This is a genomic window from Bradyrhizobium sp. AZCC 2176 (assembly GCF_036924645.1).
Lineage (GTDB): Bacteria > Pseudomonadota > Alphaproteobacteria > Rhizobiales > Xanthobacteraceae > Bradyrhizobium.
Genome location: NZ_JAZHRX010000001.1, coordinates 766,027 through 782,370, shown reverse-complemented (window position 1 = coordinate 782,370; position 16,344 = coordinate 766,027). Strand labels below are relative to the sequence as shown.

At 63.0% G+C, this 16,344-nt stretch carries 17 protein-coding genes; 9 read left to right on the top strand and 8 right to left on the bottom strand.

Going from position 1 to position 16,344, the window contains the following annotated elements; translation table 11 throughout:
- Window positions 1-16: 16 nt before the first annotated feature.
- From V1288_RS03565 to V1288_RS03555, 3 genes are all read left to right on the top strand, one after another.
- Window positions 17-442 carry a hypothetical protein gene (locus V1288_RS03565; protein ID WP_334355762.1) on the top strand — a complete coding sequence of 142 codons (426 nt, stop codon included), beginning with the start codon at window positions 17-19 and terminating at the stop codon, window positions 440-442.
- A 355-nt stretch (window positions 443-797) separates the two neighbouring features.
- Window positions 798-986 (top strand): hypothetical protein, encoded by a 189-nt coding sequence (locus V1288_RS03560; RefSeq protein ID WP_442894180.1) that lies wholly within the window; start codon window positions 798-800, stop codon window positions 984-986.
- A 52-nt stretch (window positions 987-1,038) separates the two neighbouring features.
- Entirely contained in the window at window positions 1,039-1,746 is a 708-nt protein-coding gene (locus V1288_RS03555; RefSeq protein ID WP_334355760.1) for a hypothetical protein, read from the top strand.
- A gap of 51 nt (window positions 1,747-1,797) precedes the next feature.
- Here the strand turns inward: V1288_RS03555 and V1288_RS03550 are convergent, their stop codons facing one another.
- From V1288_RS03550 to V1288_RS03540, 3 genes are read right to left on the bottom strand one after another with little or no spacing between them, the layout of a single operon-like run.
- Window positions 1,798-2,778: a PDR/VanB family oxidoreductase gene (locus V1288_RS03550; protein ID WP_334355759.1), complete on the bottom strand. Its 981-nt coding sequence runs from the start codon at window positions 2,776-2,778 to the stop codon at window positions 1,798-1,800.
- A 9-nt stretch (window positions 2,779-2,787) separates the two neighbouring features.
- Window positions 2,788-3,540, bottom strand: a complete 753-nt coding sequence (locus V1288_RS03545; protein ID WP_334355758.1) for a GntR family transcriptional regulator — start codon at window positions 3,538-3,540, stop codon at window positions 2,788-2,790.
- A gap of 4 nt (window positions 3,541-3,544) precedes the next feature.
- Window positions 3,545-4,594 carry an aromatic ring-hydroxylating dioxygenase subunit alpha gene (locus V1288_RS03540; RefSeq protein ID WP_334355757.1) on the bottom strand — a complete coding sequence of 350 codons (1,050 nt, stop codon included), beginning with the start codon at window positions 4,592-4,594 and terminating at the stop codon, window positions 3,545-3,547.
- Window positions 4,595-4,903: 309 nt separating this feature from the next.
- Here V1288_RS03540 and V1288_RS03535 point away from each other — a divergent pair, with 309 nt between their 5' ends.
- Window positions 4,904-5,920, top strand: coding sequence for a methyltransferase (locus tag V1288_RS03535; protein WP_334355756.1), 1,017 nt, complete (start codon window positions 4,904-4,906; stop codon window positions 5,918-5,920).
- A 52-nt stretch (window positions 5,921-5,972) separates the two neighbouring features.
- Here the strand turns inward: V1288_RS03535 and V1288_RS03530 are convergent, their stop codons facing one another.
- The 3 genes from V1288_RS03530 to V1288_RS03520 all read right to left on the bottom strand — a co-directional run bounded on the left by V1288_RS03530 (window position 5,973) and on the right by V1288_RS03520 (window position 8,756).
- Window positions 5,973-7,475, bottom strand: coding sequence for a flavin-containing monooxygenase (locus tag V1288_RS03530; RefSeq protein ID WP_334355755.1), 1,503 nt, complete (start codon window positions 7,473-7,475; stop codon window positions 5,973-5,975).
- Between the two features lie 81 nt (window positions 7,476-7,556).
- The gene (locus V1288_RS03525) at window positions 7,557-8,399 is read right to left on the bottom strand and encodes an AAA family ATPase (protein ID WP_057836460.1); all 843 of its coding nucleotides are present in this window, start codon (window positions 8,397-8,399) and stop codon (window positions 7,557-7,559) included.
- 114 nt (window positions 8,400-8,513) lie between these two features.
- Window positions 8,514-8,756, bottom strand: a complete 243-nt coding sequence (locus V1288_RS03520) for a GlsB/YeaQ/YmgE family stress response membrane protein (RefSeq protein WP_334355754.1) — start codon at window positions 8,754-8,756, stop codon at window positions 8,514-8,516.
- Between the two features lie 141 nt (window positions 8,757-8,897).
- Here V1288_RS03520 and V1288_RS03515 point away from each other — a divergent pair, with 141 nt between their 5' ends.
- The 3 genes from V1288_RS03515 to sseA all read left to right on the top strand — a co-directional run bounded on the left by V1288_RS03515 (window position 8,898) and on the right by sseA (window position 11,596).
- Window positions 8,898-10,073 carry a vWA domain-containing protein gene (locus V1288_RS03515; RefSeq protein WP_334355753.1) on the top strand — a complete coding sequence of 392 codons (1,176 nt, stop codon included), beginning with the start codon at window positions 8,898-8,900 and terminating at the stop codon, window positions 10,071-10,073.
- Between the two features lie 133 nt (window positions 10,074-10,206).
- Complete coding sequence (locus V1288_RS03510) at window positions 10,207-10,620, top strand: rhodanese-like domain-containing protein (RefSeq protein ID WP_334355752.1); 414 nt, start codon at window positions 10,207-10,209, stop codon at window positions 10,618-10,620.
- A gap of 121 nt (window positions 10,621-10,741) precedes the next feature.
- A complete protein-coding gene (gene sseA / locus V1288_RS03505; RefSeq protein ID WP_334355751.1) occupies window positions 10,742-11,596 on the top strand; it encodes a 3-mercaptopyruvate sulfurtransferase in 855 nt (284 codons plus the stop codon).
- Between the two features lie 16 nt (window positions 11,597-11,612).
- Here the strand turns inward: sseA and V1288_RS03500 are convergent, their stop codons facing one another.
- Window positions 11,613-12,407, bottom strand: coding sequence for a hypothetical protein (locus V1288_RS03500; protein WP_334355750.1), 795 nt, complete (start codon window positions 12,405-12,407; stop codon window positions 11,613-11,615).
- Window positions 12,408-12,737: 330 nt separating this feature from the next.
- Here V1288_RS03500 and V1288_RS03495 point away from each other — a divergent pair, with 330 nt between their 5' ends.
- Together V1288_RS03495 and V1288_RS03490 are read left to right on the top strand one after the other, a co-directional pair.
- The gene (locus tag V1288_RS03495; protein ID WP_334361184.1) at window positions 12,738-14,000 is read left to right on the top strand and encodes a L,D-transpeptidase; all 1,263 of its coding nucleotides are present in this window, start codon (window positions 12,738-12,740) and stop codon (window positions 13,998-14,000) included.
- Between the two features lie 229 nt (window positions 14,001-14,229).
- Window positions 14,230-15,195, top strand: coding sequence for an NAD-dependent epimerase/dehydratase family protein (locus tag V1288_RS03490; RefSeq protein ID WP_334355749.1), 966 nt, complete (start codon window positions 14,230-14,232; stop codon window positions 15,193-15,195).
- 100 nt (window positions 15,196-15,295) lie between these two features.
- Here the strand turns inward: V1288_RS03490 and V1288_RS03485 are convergent, their stop codons facing one another.
- A complete protein-coding gene (locus V1288_RS03485; RefSeq protein ID WP_334361183.1) occupies window positions 15,296-16,255 on the bottom strand; it encodes a D-2-hydroxyacid dehydrogenase family protein in 960 nt (319 codons plus the stop codon).
- Between the last annotated feature and the right edge of the window lie 89 nt (window positions 16,256-16,344).

Here is a 16,344-nt window from a genome sequence, read left to right as displayed (position 1 = left end):
CCTTGGCACGGGGAGCATGGCGTTCGTGATCAAGGCCGAGGTTTCCGATCTGCGGTCGAAGACGTTTGCGTTCACCGCGCAAAAGACCATGTACGGCGGCAAGCATATCGCCGAAGGCGACACGGTTTTCGTGTTCGCGAGCGAGAACGAGGGCGGGCAGGGCCTTATCGCGCGCGGCGTTGTGGTTTCGGCCGAAGCGATTGCCAGGAAGCGCGGCATCACCAGGCAAACACCACGTGTGAGCGTCACCATCAGACGCACTGCGCTCGCGAAGCGGTCGCTGGGGCGGAGCGAGCTCAAGCACTTCACCAACTGGAAAGACGGCCGGCCCGGGACCGAGCTCAATTTCAAGTTCTATCGTCAGGCAACGAACAAGATCGCCGGCATCTCGCACGAAGCAGCGGCGTTCCTCGACGAATTCTTCCAGGCGTGCAACTCATAAAGGCGTAGATGTCCGCTTCTGACGGAGAAGCGAAAATCTTACGATCAGTTAAAGTATCACCGCTCGTGACGCTTAGCCGAACAACGTAGGCCTGTCATCGATATCGCCTTGGCATCGCCATCGGATGGATTGGCGCGACAATGGCGTTCGGCTATCGCACCATCGACCCAATAGGAGTCGAGGTTCCCGGTTCCGGCAGATGTCTCATATCTGCCGCACTGCAGATCTATCCTTCGAACGTGTCTGATCTGCCGCACTGTAGACGCATTCCGACACGCATGCTCACGGCGTATCTGACGGGAACGCGCGGCAGTTTACTGCCTTGTTCTTCTAACCTGGAGGAAAAAGTACCGTGATGAAAATTGTGATTATTGCGGGCGCAACGCTTGCCGTGGTGACTGCCGCTGGCGCCGCCGACATTCCGCGCCCACAACCCGTCTATCAGCAGGCCCAAATCGGCAAGATGCCGATTGGCAAGACCCCAATCGGGAAGACTCCAGTCGGCAAGACGCCCGTCGCGACGCGGCCCTATACGCGGTATTGACTTAAGGTCTCGCTGGATCTGACCTTTGTCGTCGACAGTTGAAGGGCGAAGCGTGGCAAATAGGCCGAAGAGGTTAGGGCTGTGCTTGCTTGCGGGATTCACACTCGCTGTCTTGCTTCAGTGCAAAACTCAATCAGCTTCTGCACACGAGAATGACACGCGCGCCCGCTCGGAACGTTCCATTTCCCAGAAACGGGAGGTCCACAAGCGCACCGCCGCCGCGAACGCGCTTGTTTCCAGTGAGGCGCCCATTGAATCGAAACCGGCGCCACAATCTACTCGAAAGCCGGGATCGGGATCAGCAAAGGGTCCGTACTACGTTGATTTCAGAGCCAGGACGGCGGCGAGCTGGGGGCACGCTTTCGTCTGGTTTGGGAAGACAAGCGAGCGAGCAGTTGAAGTCGCGGGCCTTACCCCCGCGGGAGACACCGCAGCTTACGTACTTGGTCATTTGACGTGGGTGCCCTCCGAAACCGCGGCAAGCTATGGCGATCTTGATCCGCAGTACTTGACCGCCAGTTACCGGGTTTACTTGAATGAGCCGGACGCAAAAAAGGTTTTCGCATACATCAAGAAATTGCAGGCGAGTTCACCGGTCTGGAACGCCGAAACAACTAATTGCACTGCGTTTATCGGGAACATCGCGGAGTTCATGGGATTAAAAGTTCCTCACCGCTGGCAGCGCCCTGAGGAGTACGTGAACAATCTCAAGGCGATGAATAGCGGGCGACAGATAGTCCAACTGTCGTCAGAACAATAGCTCGCGTTCATCCTTGGCCCGCCCTGGCGAGACCGGCGCCCGATCCAGGCGCTAGACAGCCTCAGCCCGGTACAGCGTGTCGATCGTCACGACGCCGATCGCGCGCGACACGCAGGGGCAGATCTTGCGGTTGTCCTGCTTCTGCTGATCGCTGAAGAACACGTCGCGATGGTCGATCTCGCCGTCGACGGCGACGACGTCGACGGCGCAGACGCCGCATTCGCCGCGCTGGCAGTCCGAGATCACCTCAAAGCCGGCGCCGTTCAGCGCGTCGAGCATCGAGCTGTTCTGCGGCACCACGAGTTCGGTGTTGGTATCCGTCAGCCGCACGCGGAATTCCGCAGTCGGCTTCAGGCCGCTGGAGCCGAAGGTCTCATAGCGCAAATCGGCGGGCGCTCTTCCCGCGTCGTTCCAGGCGCGCCGCGCCGCTTCCAGCATCCGCATCGGCCCGCACATGATGGCGATGGCATCGTCCGGCAAAGCGTGGAAGGTGGCGTCGAGGTCGAGCCGCGCGCCTTCGTCGGAGGCGTGTACGATCAACCGATCGCCAAGCAGCGCCGTCAGCTCGTCGAGGAAAGCCGCATCGCTGCGCGATTTCGCCGCATAGTGCAGGGGAGCGTCGATGTTGCGGCGGCGCAAGGAGGCGGCGATGCCCGTGATCGGGGTGATTCCGATGCCGCCGGCGATCAGGCAATAGTTCTTTCTCGTCCAATCGATTTCGAGCAGCGATGTCGGATTTGAAATCTCGATCCGTGCGCCCGGCGTCAGGCTCCACATGCCGCGCGACCCGCCGCGGCTGTCCGGCGCCCGCCGGACCGCGATGCGATAGGTGCTGGAATCGCTGTTCTCCACCAGCGAATAGGAGCGCCGCGCCGGCTGGCCGTCGATCAGCACGGTCACGCCGATATGGCTGCCGGCCGGGTAGGGCGGCACGCGGCCGTTCTCGGGGTGCAGTCTGAATTCGCGGATCGTCGGCGTCACGTCGCGGATCGTCTCGACGGTGCACCAACTCCATTGCTCGGCAAAACGCATGGGTGATCCCTATTCCGCTGACGATTTGAGCAGAGCGAGCGCCGGCATCAGCTCGAGATGCGTGCGGTTTCGGATCGCCAGCCGCAAATTGCGCGCGGCGAGGCGCGAATGCTCGCGCATCACGGCCTCGGCCCGCGCGCCCTCGCGGTTCTCGATGGCGTCGACCACGATGCGGTGATGATCCTGTCCGAGCAGCAGGATCTGATGCGCCTCCGGCAACGCCGACTGCGCCATCACGAAAGCGCTTGGCGAAGCGAACGGCAGCGCGGAAACGCGATCGATTTCGCGGATCAGCGGCGCGCTGGCGGATAGTTCATTGAGCAGCGCGTGAAAGCGCGCGTTCATGGTGACATAGGCGGAAAAGGCTTCGACCGAAATCGGATCCTGCCGAACCAGTTGGTCGAGATCGCCAAGGCATTCCTTCAATGGCTCGAGGCTGCGCGCGCTGACGCCGCGCTCGGCCGCAAAGCGGGCGGCGAGGCCCTCCAGCGTACCGCGCAGTTCGATCGAATCCAGAATATCGCGTTCGGTAAAGGCTTTCACCATGAAGCCGCCGGAGGGAATCGCTTGCAGCAGACCTTCGTCCTCCAACCGCACAAGTGCCAGCCGCACCGGCGTCCGCGAGACGCCGGTTATATCGACCGCCTGCAGTTCGGAGATGCGTTCGCCCGGGCGCAGCCGGCCCGAGAGGATCATGTCGCGCAGCGCGAGTTGCGCGCGCACGGTTTGCGAAACGGAGCGCTCGGCGTCGCGTTCGCTCATGGCCTCACTCCGCGGCCTGCACGCTTTGCGGCGCGGTCTCGCGCGCGACCATGCGGTCGATCACGCGCCGTGCCCACATCGCACCCGCATCGATGTTGAGATTGTAGAAGGTGCGATCCGGATTTTCGTTCATCGCGCGCTGCTGCGCTTCGAGGATGATTTCATCCTCGTGGAAGATGCCGGCAACGCCCTCGCGGATTTCGGTGGTCAGCTTCTGTTCGGTTGTCCGGTAGTTGCGGACGAAGGCCCAGAAATAGTGACACGTGGTCTCGGTCTCCGGCGTCATGGTGTTGAGCACAAAACCGTTGACGCCCTGCGAGCGGTCGCCCTCCGGCGCGCCGGTGCCGGCGGGCGCCACGCCGACGTCGATATTGACGGTGCCGGGCGCCTGGAAATTTATGATCTGCCAGCGGTCGACCGCGCCCGGCTTCTGCAGTTGCGCCGCCCAGAACGGCGGTGCGTCGATGCCCTTCATCCAGCGCGTCACCGTCACGGTCTTGTCGCCATGGGTGACGTCGAACGGGGCTTCGGCGACATGGTCATTGCCGATGCTGGAGCCATGCACGAAAGCCTCGTGGGTCAGGTCCATCAAATTGTCGACCACGAGGCGATAATCGCACTTCACATGAATGGTCTTGCCGTCGCCGGCCCAGGCCGGATCGTCGTTCCAGTGCATGTCGGGCACCAGCGCCGGATCGGCCAGCGCCGGATCGCCCATCCACAGCCAGATGAAGCGATGCCGCTCGACCACGGGATAGGAGCGCACACAGGCCGAGGGGTTGATGGTGTCCTGCGAGGGCATGTAGGTGCAGCGGCCCTGCGCATTGAATTTCAGCCCGTGATAGCCGCAGACGACGGTGTCGCCATCGAGCCGTCCCTTGGACAGCGGCACCAGCCGGTGCCAGCAGGCATCCTCCAGGGCGCACACCTTGCCGTTGGACTGGCGGTACATCACGACATGCTTGCCGCAGATCGTGCGCGGAAACAGCGCGTGCTTGAGATCGACATCCCAGGCGGCGGCGTACCAGGCGTTGAGCGGGAACGAGGACGGCATGGCTGCACCCCGTGTTGAGTGCATGATGTATACACTAATGCCGAAATCATGGCAAATATGTCGAATTTCGCTTATCATAATACCACTAAAGTATACTGTTACTCTGTGAATTATCTCATTTCGCCAGCTTCGGTTAGCCGCCACCCTTGATCACAGGCCGAAGTGCAACTCCCACGGTTGCAGGCGTCATCGAAGCGAATAACTGCCGGCCGGCGAAAGCCGCAGCGCCAATCCAGCCGAGCAGCGCTCGGCAAGCCCGCAGGGAGACCACATTCGGAATTCGCAACAACCACGGCAAAAGGAGGCGCGATGTCATCTCAAGTATCGGCCCTCAGGCTTTTCGATTTGATCCAGTCACACCGTGTGACGGCGGTGATCTATGTCGCGGCCAGACTGGGGCTCGCCGAGTTGCTGCGGGACGGACCGCAGACGCTCGGCGAGCTCGCCAAGGCAACCGGTGCAGATGCGCGGGCGCTTGGCCGCCTGCTCACCGCGCTCTCCACCATCGGTATCTGTTCGCGTAGCGGCGAAGATCGCTATGCGTTGACGGAAGTCGGCGCCTGCCTCGACGGCGCCGCGGAGCATTCGTTCAAGGGCTGGGCCATCCTTGAAGCTGAAATGGTTTCAAAGGCCTGGAGCGGAATGCTTGAATCGGTCATGACCGGCAAGACCGGAGCGCAACTGCAAGGCATCGATGACAGCTTCGAGTTGATGGGCCGGACGCCGGGGATTGTGGACAAGTTCAACGCGGCGATGGTGGAGCTTACCCGCCTTGTCACACCGAACGTCCTGCGCTCCTACGATTTCAGCGGGATACGCCACCTGATGGACTTGGGCGGCGGAGCCGGCGAATTGCTCGGTGCCATCGCGCAGCAAAACCGGAAACTGCGCGGAACTGTTTTCGACCTTCCGAGATGTGCCGAGGCCGCAAGCAAGCATCTCAGGCAGATCGGTGTCGGTGACCGTGTGGAATTTGTCGCCGGCGATTTCTTCAAGGCAGTGCCGGCGATCGCAGATGCGATCATCCTCAAGAGCATCATTCACGACTGGGACGATGCGCGCAGCGTCGCGATCCTGAAAAACTGTCGCAAGGCGCTCCCCGACGACGGCAAGCTGCTTCTGGTGGAACGGCTGATGCCGGAGACGCCAACCATGGCGGACGAGGACAGGGAGCAGGCGTTGAGCGATCTGAATATGATGCGCGGGCCCGGAGGGCTCGAGCGCACCGAGAGACAGTACCGCGAATTGCTCAACCAAAGCGGCTTCGATCTGGCTACGACGTATCCAGCCGGCCGCTTCAACTTGATCGAAGCGAATCCCGCTTGAGGTCTGTCGAGTGACGGGATGTCTCCGTCACTCGACGCTCATCATCAGGACTTTAGCCGTAAACGAAAGCCCGGTCCTCGAGGTCGATCGCCGGGAATTCATCCTTCTCCGCCCAGTAATCCTGGTTGTGCTGCCATTCCGGCTTCTCGCCGCGCCTGGGCAGCAGATGCATGCCGCGCATCATGTAGCCGGGATTGAAGTTTTCCGGATCGATCCACGGCAACAACGGCATGTTGTGGTCTTCGGGACGCAACGCCGGCGTCACCTTTTTCGCGCCGGTCTCCTTCATGTGTGTGAGCAGCCGGCAGACGAAGTCGGCGACGAGATCGACGCGCAGCGTCCAGCTCGCGCGGAAATAGCCGAATACCCAGACCAGGTTCGGCACGCCGGTGAACATCATGCCGCGATAGGTCACGGTATCGGCGAAGTCGAGCGGCTCGCCGTCGACGGCGAACTCGATGTCGCCATTGGCACAGAGGTTGAAGCCGGTCGCGGTGACGATGATGTCGGCTTCGAGCTCCTTGCCGGATTTCAAGAGAATGCCCTTTTCGGTGAAGCGGTCGATCTCGTCGGTGACGACGGAGGCCTTGCCGGACCTGATGCCCTGGAACAGGTCTCCATCAGGGATGAAGGCGATGCGCTGCCGCCACGGCCGATATTTTGGCGTGAAGTGGGTCGCGATGTCGTAGTCCTTGCCGAGATAGGCTTCAACGGCCGACAGCAGATCCTTCTTGGCCGCTTCCGGCTCCTCGAACGTCTTGCGTGTGAAGGCATCCTGGTCGAACAGGATCTTGCGCCGGGTGATCTCGTGGATCCATTTTTCGTCGACCTGCAACTGGCGCAATTGTTCGGCGATTTCGATCGCGTTGCGCCCGGTGCGGAAATAGGTCGGCGAGCGCTGCAGCATGGTGACATGCGCGCAATCATTGGCCATCGCCGGGATCAGCGTCGCCGCCGTCGCGCCCGAGCCGATCACGACGACGCGCTTGTTCTTGTAGTCGAGATCCTCGGGCCATTTCTGCGGATGGACGATCGGGCCCTTGAACCTGGCCATGTCCTTCCACTCCGGCGTATAGCCCTCGGTGTGGCGGTAATAGCCCTGGCACATCCAGAAGAAGTTGGTGGTGAAGCGAAGTTGCTCGCCGGTGTCGGTGCGTGTGGCCTCGATGGTCCAGAGGTTTTCCGCGCTCGACCATTTCGCTGAGGTGATGGTGTGCTGGTAGCGGATGTGAGGCGCGAGATCGTTCTCCTCGATCACCTCGCCCATGTATTTCAGGATTTCTGCGGCACTCGCGATCGGCGCTGTCGTCCATGGCTTGAAGCGATAGCCGAAAGTGTGGAGGTCGCTGTCAGAGCGGATGCCGGGATAGCGGTGTGTGGTCCAGGTGCCGCCGAACGTCTTCTGCGCCTCCAGCGCGACGAAGCTCGTTCCTGGGCATTGCGTGGTGAGGTGGTAGGCGGCACCGACGCCAGAGATGCCGGCGCCGGCGATCAGGACGTCGAAATGCTCCGTGGCGCGGGGCGAAGTTGTGTCGATCTGGGTTTGAACGTTCATCTGCCCTGTTCTTTTTTCGTTTGTTGTCTAGAAAACGAAACGCCAGAACCCGGGGTTCTGGCGCTGTAGAGGTTTCCCGAACTACACTTCGCGGCGGCTGAGGAACGCCAGCCGCTCGAACAGGTGCACGTCCTGTTCGTTCTTGAGCAGGGCGCCGTGCAGCGGCGGGATCAGCTTGCGCGGATCGCGCTCCCTGAGCATCTCCGGGGTGATGTCCTCGTTCAGCAGCAGCTTGAGCCAGTCGAGCAGTTCCGACGTCGAGGGCTTCTTCTTCAGCCCCGGTACTTCGCGCACTTCGAAGAAGATGCGCAGGGCTTCTTCCACCAGCCGCTTCTTGATACCGGGGAAGTGCACGTCGACGATCCGGCCCATGGTGTCGGCGTCGGGGAACTTGATGTAGTGGAAGAAGCAGCGGCGCAGGAACGCGTCCGGCAATTCCTTTTCGTTGTTCGATGTGATCATCACGATCGGGCGCAGGCTGGCCTTGATGTTCTCGCCGGTCTCGTAGACGAAGAACTCCATGCGATCGAGTTCGAGCAGGAGATCGTTCGGAAACTCGATGTCGGCCTTGTCGATCTCGTCGATCAAGAGCACCGGGCGCTTGTCGTGGGTGAAGGCTTCCCACAATTTGCCGCGCTTGATGTAATTGGAAATGTCTGAAACCCTGGGGTCGCCGAGCTGGCTGTCGCGCAGGCGCGACACCGCGTCATATTCGTACAGACCCTGCTGCGCCTTGGTGGTGGACTTGATGTGCCAGGTCAGGAGCGGCGCGCCGAGTGCCTTGGCGACTTCCTCCGCCAGCACGGTCTTGCCGGTGCCGGGCTCGCCCTTGATCAGCAGCGGGCGCTCGAGCACGATCGAGGCGTTGACGGCGACCTTGAGGTCGTCGGTGGCGACATAGTCCTTTGTGCCGGTGAATTTCATCTATCCGTTTGCCTTGTTGCTCGTGCCTTGTTGGTTGTCCTTGGGCCGCTCGCGGCCCGAACAGTAAACGACCGCCGGTCCGGCGGTCGCGATTGAAATTGATGTGCCTGTCCCTCAGCGCTTGATCAGCGACAGGATCACCAGGATGATCACGCCGCCGATGGTGGCGTTGATGACATCGCGGACCCAGCCGCCGCCGAGGTGGACGCCGAGTTGCGGCAACAGCCAACTCGCCAGCAGCGCGCCGATGATGCCGACCACGATATTGCCGATCAGCCCGAACCCTGCACCGCGCACGATCAGCCCGGCAAGCCAGCCCGCGATACCGCCAATGATCAGCGCCGCAATGATGCCCATTGAATTTCCCCTGCCGGAATAAGCCCTTTACGGTTCAATTGTAATTGAAAAAGCTTCCCGGTCTAGGCCTGACAGCTATGCGCGGGCCTTTGGCATGCGCTGGCTCTTGACGGGCGCGGTCCGGCGGGCAATCTGTATCCCATGTTCCTGCAATTCTTCACATCGCTGCGCGACGCGCAGGTCCCGGTGACCCTGCGCGAATATCTGACGCTGATGGAGGCGCTCGACGCCGACCTCGCCGATCAGACGGTCGAGAATTTCTACTATCTCTCCCGCGCCGCGCTGGTGAAGGACGAGCGCAATCTCGACAAGTTCGACCGCGTCTTCGGCACCGTGTTCAAGGGGCTGGAGAGTCTCCTGGACGCGATGGAGAAGGCAGACATTCCCGCCGAGTGGCTGAAGAAGCTCGCGGAAAAATACCTCACCGAGGAAGAGAAGAAGCAGATCGAGGCGATGGGCTGGGACAAGCTCATGGAAACGCTTCGTCAGCGCCTGGAGGAACAGCAAGGCCGTCACCAGGGCGGCAACAAGTGGATCGGCACCGCCGGCACCTCGCCGTTCGGCGCTCATGGCTACAATCCGGAAGGTGTAAGAATCGGGCAGGAGAAGAACCGCAACAACCGCGCCGTGAAAGTATGGGACAAGCGCGAATTCAAGGATCTCGACGGCAATGTCGAGCTTGGCATCCGCAACATCAAGATCGCGCTGCGCAGGTTGCGCAAGTTCGCGCGCACCGGCGCGCCGGACGAGCTCGATCTCGACACCACGATCAGGGAGACTGCCAACCATGGCTATCTCGACGTGCACATGCGTCCCGAGCGCCGCAACGCGGTGAAGGTCCTGGTGTTTTTCGACATCGGCGGCTCGATGGATTCGCATATCGAGCAGGTCGAGGAGCTGTTCTCGGCGGCGAAGTCCGAGTTCAAGCACATGGAATATTTCTATTTCCACAACTGCCTGTATGAAGGCGTGTGGAAGCAGAACAAGCGCCGCTTCACCGACCGCACGCCGACCTGGGACGTACTGCATAAGTACCCGCACGACTACAAGGTGGTGTTCGTCGGCGACGCCTCGATGAGCCCTTACGAGATAATGGTGCCCGGCGGCTCGGTTGAGCACGTCAATGAGGAAGCCGGCGCGGTCTGGCTGGAGCGCATCACGCGCACCTATCCGCATACGGTGTGGCTCAATCCGGTGGCGCAGAAGCATTGGGACTATTCGGAATCCACCACCATCATCCGCCGGCTGTTGTCTGAGCGCATGTACCCGATCACGATCGAAGGCCTCGAAAGCGCGATGAAGGAACTGGTGCGGTAGGGTTTGCCGTCATTCCGGGGCGCGCGCAGCGCGAACCCGGAATCCAGAGGTTATTTCGCTCGCTCGAGATTCCGGGTTCGATGCTTCGCATCGCCCCGGAATGACAGATCAAGAACAACGAAAGGCGCAATCAATGCCCCAGACCATCCACCGCGGAATCAAATCGCTGATCGACGAAGCCAACGCCGCGATCGAGACCGTCAGCGCCGCTGACGCCATCAAGGCCGCACAGGACCCGGGCGTCGTGATCGTCGATATCAGAGACCCCCGCGAGATCGAGCGCGAGGGCAAGATCCCCGGTGCGTTCTCCTGCACCCGCGGCATGCTTGAATTCTGGATCGATCCGCAAAGCCCCTACGCCAAGCCGATCTTCCAGGAAGACAAGAAATTCATCTTCCATTGCGCCGGCGGACTGCGTTCGGCGCTCGCGGCCAAGACCGCGCAGGACATGGGCCTGAAGCCGGTCGCCCATATCGGCGGCGGTTTCGCCGCCTGGCGCGATGCCGGCGGCCCGGTCGAGAAGTGGGAGCCGAAGAAGAAGGGGTGAAGACTCGTCACACGCGGGCTTGACCCGCGTGCCCATCCTAGAAAATGAATCCTTCCGAAGAAGATGGATTGCCGGGTCAAGCCCGGCAATGACGATCTGAGAAACTGCCGGAGACTGCTCCATGCCCACCACCAATGACCCGCTCGTCTCCACCGAATGGCTCGCCGCGCACCTGAACGATCCCGGTGTCAAAGTGATCGACGCCTCGTTCAAGATGCCCGGCGTGCTGCCGCTGCCGAAGGACGATTATCTCGCCTCGCATATTCCGGGCGCGGTGTTCTTCGACGTCGACGCGGTGTCCGATCATTCCAACCCGTTGCCGCACATGTTCCCTTCCGCCGAGCAATTCGGCCGCGACGTCGGTGGGCTGGGGATCGGCAATGACGATACCGTCGTGCTCTACGATTCGGGCGGCTGGGTCGCCGCCGCCCGGGTGTGGTGGATGTTCCTGTCGTTCGGCAAGGACGTGCGCGTGCTCGATGGCGGCCTGAAAAAATGGATCGCCGAAGGTCGCAAGGTCGAGAAGGGCGAGGTGACGCCGAAGCCTGCGACCTTCAAGGCGACGTTCGACGCGCGGCGCACGCGCAGCATGCAGCAACTGGTCGCAAATCTCGCAAGCCGCGCCGAGCAAGTGATCGATGCGCGCGCCAACGAGCGCTACCAGGGCAAGGTGGCCGAGCCGCGGCCGGGCCTTCGCTCGGGCCATATCCCCGGCAGCCTCAGCCTGCCCTACAACAACCTGTTCGATGCCGCGACCGGCACGATGAAACCGCTGGACGAACTGCGGGCGGCGTTCTCGGGCGCGGGCGTGAAGCTCGACGCGCCCATCGTGACAAGCTGCGGCTCCGGCGTCAGCGCCGCCGTGCTGACGCTGGCGCTCTATCGCCTCGGCGTCGAGAACCCGGCGCTGTATGACGGCTCGTGGACGGAGTGGGGCGCCGCCGACGGTCCGCCGATCGCGACCGGTCCGGTCTGATCCTTAAGTCCAGACGCTACCTCGTCGCGCGCGCCACCGGGAACTGTGCGAACGGATTGGGTTGTTGCTGCTGCAGAGTCAGGGCCGCCTCTCGTGCCAGACGCGCCCGCCGCGCTGCAATTCGCCGCCGTTCCCGGGCCCGCTGCGCCGCCCGCTTCTTGACGGCGCTGAGATCCGGCTTCGCTTCCGTCGTCGCTTCCATTGCCTTGGCCGCCGTCTTTTCGTCGACGATGACGGCGGGACCGCCAAGCGTCGCGATCCTGGCCGCGGCGACGTTGCCTTCGATATCCGGTGCCAGTGGAGGCGGGATGGCGGCGGCAGGCTCCGGCGCCTCCGCGATGGCGGCGAGCTTTACTTCCGCATCGGCAACGGGCGCTTCGGTTTCGGCCGCAGGGGCCGGAGCGGCCGGTGTCTCCGCGCTTGTCGCCTTCGCCGGGTCTTCCGGCTTTGCCACTTCGACCTGCATCGGCTCTGCCGGCTTCAGCGCCGCCAGCTTCTCGGGCTCGGCCGGGCTGACATCCGGGGTTTGCCCGGCCTGCGCCGCGACATCAGTGGCGGCCGGAGCATTCACCGCCGGCTGCTCCGCGACCGGCGGATCGACGCGTAGCAGCGCCAGGGTCGGCGGCGAGTCGTCAGTCTGGCGGGCAAACATCGGCTGGGGCGACGCCCGTCGCGAGGGAAGGTTGGCAAATTCCTCATGCGCGGCTCGCAACAGGGCGGCGGCGCCAAGGCCAAAAACCAGGATCGACATCGACAGCACGATCGCGATGAACAGGAAACGAAAGCCGGGAAGCATGGACGCGAGTTCCACCCCTCCTTATGTCTGGAGGGCTATTGATGCCAAGGGAACGCGGTGACCACTCAGTGGCTCGATTCGCGAGGGAACAAGCGCGCGGGCGAATCAGGCCGATTTGAGAGTATCTCAGCGCCTGGCGGCTTTTTGTTACAAATTCTGTGGTTCGAAGTCGCTCGCTATGCGCTCATGGCGATTTCCGGCGCTCTGAGGCATCTTTGCCGCAGCGCAGGCGCGATCACAAATGACTGGCCTGCGCCGAAATTGGCGGATTTGTCTTGAATGCGCCGCGATCTTCCGTCATCTGCCGTTAACCGTCCGGTGGGGCTTGGGGTCTATACAAAGGCGATGATGAACAACCGCATTCTGACGATTTGTGCCGCCATTGCCGCTGGCGTGGCGGGAACTTCGCTCGCCCATGCGCAGCAGGGCTATCCCGCCCAAGGTCAGGCCTATTCGACAGCTCCGGGACCGTATGTTCCCGGTGGTTATGCGGCCGATGAACGCCGCAGCCCCGGCGAGCCCGATTTCGACGCGCTGGATGATGATGACGCGCCGAACGGCCAGAACTCGGCCGCGTTGCCGCCGCCCGGTCCGGTGCTGTCGCCCAACGATCCCCGCTATGGCCGTCCGGCCGGCGCCCCGGTTTATTCTGACCGCGGCGCCCCGATGCCCACGGGCCCGATCCTTTCTCCCGACGATCCGCGTTACGGCCGCCCGGCCGGTCCGCCGCCGGTGATCTATGCGGACCGCCCGCCCGGCTCGCAGCAGCCTGCCTATTCGGATCGCGGCGACAGCCGCATCCCCGGCGCCGGCATCGTCTATCCGAACGACGACCGCGCTGGCCTGCGCCCGCCGGGAGCGATCGGCGCTGCACCGGCGCCCGCGCCCGGTGCTACCGGCGCACTGCCGCAACCGCAGCAACCCGGCGCCGACGGCAGGCCGGTGCAGCTCGCCGCGCTGCCGCCGGAAGAGCAGCCGGAAGTGGGCCCTGCGCAGCTTCCACCGCACCTGCGCCGCCAGGAAGTGGCGTTCGCGACCAAGGAGCCCGCGGGCACCATCGTCGTCGATACGGCCAATACCCACCTCTATTACGTGCTCGGCGGCGGCCGCGCGATCCGCTACGGCGTCCGCGTCGGCCGCGACGGCTTCACCTGGACCGGCGTGCAGAAGATCAGCCGCAAGGCCGAGTGGCCGGACTGGCATCCGCCGACCGAGATGATCGAACGCCAGCCCTATCTACCGCGCTTCATGGCCGGCGGCCCCGGCAATCCGCTCGGCGCGCGCGCCATGTATCTCGGCTCGACCATCTACCGCATTCACGGCACCAACCAGCCATCGACGATCGGCAAGTTCGTTTCCTCCGGTTGCATCGGCATGCTGAACGAGGACGTCTCCGACCTGTTCGAGCGCGCCAAGGTCGGCACCCGCGTGGTGGTGATGCCCGGCGGCCCGCCGCCCGCCAACACCGCAAGCGCCTCGGCCGCCCCGCCGCCCGGTGGTCCTGCCGGCGCTGCAGCCTCCGGACCGGCACAGGCCCAACTGGCGCCCGTTCCCGGCACGCAGCAGACCATCGTGCCGCCGCTGCCCGCACCAGTCACGGTGCGCTGAGCGGCCTGTTGTCGGACAAACATTTTAGGCGCGCCGAGGGCGCGCCTTTTTGTTGGGGCGTCTTTTGTTGGGGCGCCGATGAGGTCTTCGGCGCTGGGCGATCATCGGCCCCGGCCTGATCTGAGTTCCGCACCGCACAGTTTTCCCGCCGCTGCCACATTCGCTCGCTTGATTTCACATTCGCTCCGACTACCTGCCGCACGGTCGCAACGAATATGAGGATCACGCCATGCGAATTCTTGTTGCGGGCGCCACTGGCGCCGTCGGCCTTCCGCTCGTTCAGCAGTTGATTGCAGCCGGTCATTCCGTTGTCGGCACGACGCGCACGGCGGCGAAAGCCGAGATCATCAAACGGATGGGTGCGGAACCCGCGATCGCCGACGGGCTCAACGCGGCATCGATTCGCGCCGCCGTGATCGCGGCCAAGCCCGACATCATCATCGATCAGATGACCGATCTCGCTGCGGTCACGGATATCCGGCATTTCGACCGCGCCTTCGCCACCACCAACCGGTTGCGCACGGAGGGTACCGATTTCCTGCTGGCGGCCGCACGCGAAGCCGGCGTGCAACGCTTCATCGCCCAGAGCTTCTGCGGCTGGAATTACGGCCGTGACGGCGCATCGATCAAGACGGAGGCTGATGCGCTCGATCCCGATCCGCCGGAGGAGCTGCGCCCCACGCTGGAAGCGATCAAGTATCTGGAAGGCGCCGTCACCGGCTCGACAAACCCTGAAGGGATTGTCTTGCGATATGGATCATTCTATGGCCCGGATACCGGAATGCTCTCCCGCGCGATGATCGATCAGGTGCGCGGCCGCCGCGTGCCGCTGATCGGCGGCGGTGGCGGATGGTGGTCGTTCATCCACGTCGACGACGCGGCTGCGGCCACAGTTGCTGCCGTTGAGCGCGGCAAGCCTGGCGAAATTTATAACGTCGTCGACGATGAACCGGCGCCGGTCAGCGAATGGCTGCCCGCCATTGCCACGTTGCTCGGAGCCAGGCGGCCGATTCGCGTGCCGGCCTGGCTTGGCCGGTTGTTCGCCGGCGAGCATATGGTTGCGATGATGACCGAGGTGCGGGGAGGCTCCAACGCCAAGGCCAGGCGGGAACTTGGCTGGCGGCCGGCGTATCCGTCATGGCGCCAGGGATTTGCGGAGGTCGCCAGCCGGGCCACCACGCAACATGCGGCGTGAGAACATCCGGCCTGAGCTCGCATAGCCGGTTCGCGTGCAAAAAACGCGTCAAACAAGAATCTGGAGCTTTGGTTCTGATTCAATCAGAACCGATAGCGCTCTACGCCAGCCGTTGCTTCGGCTCGCCCGTGAACCAGGCGTCGATGCCCTCGACCATCTGCTGGTAGTGGTTTCGAAAGCTGTCCCCGGTGACGTAGCCGAGATGCGGCGTCAGCACCATGTTGTCCAGTTTGCGGAAGGGATGGTCGACCGGCAGCGGCTCGACCGAAAACACGTCGACGCCGGCGCCGGCGATCTTCTTTTGCGTCAGCGCTTCCAACAGCGCATCTTCATCGACGATCGGCCCGCGCGCGGTGTTGACGAGGTAGGCGGTCGGCTTCATCCGTGCCAACTCGGCAGCCCCGACCAGCCCGCGCGAGCGCTGGCTCAGCACCACATGGATGGTGACGATGTCTGCGGTCGAGAACAGCTCTTCCTTGCTGACATAGGTGACGCCGACTTCCTTGCATTTTTCAGCCGTCAGGTTCTGGCTCCAGGCGATCACGTTCATGCCGAAGGCCTGCGCCAGCTTGGAGACCTTGGTGCCGAGCTTGCCGAGGCCGATGACGCCGAGCGTCCGGCCTTCGATCTCCATGCCGACGAATTTCTGCAGGGGTTCGCCGGCATGCATGCGGGCGTTTTCGCGGCCGATATTGCGGGTCAGTTCGAGGATCAGGCCCATGGTGAGCGGCGCGGTCGGGTCGCGGCCCCATTGCGTGCCGCACAACGTAACCTTGTGGTCCTTGGCGGCTTCCATATCGATGGCGGCATTGCGCATGCCCGAGGTGATCAGCAGCTTCAGATTGGGCAGCGCGGCAAACATGGTGCGCGGGAACGGCGTCCGTTCACGCATCGCGCAGATGATCTCGAAATCCCTCAGCGCACTGGCCGCGGCTTCCGCGGTCGCAAACGGCTGGTTGAACACGGTGACGTCGACACGGTCCTTGACTTTGGACCAGTCGGCGACTGTCAGCGCCACGTTGAGATAGTCGTCGAGGATTGCACAGCGCAGCCGCGTCATGGGAGGTCCGTTGGTGGCGAGGATGACGGCGGGATGGCCGTCAGGAGAGATCGCCATGGTTGCGCGCAATCAGAAACGGCGCAAGCGGA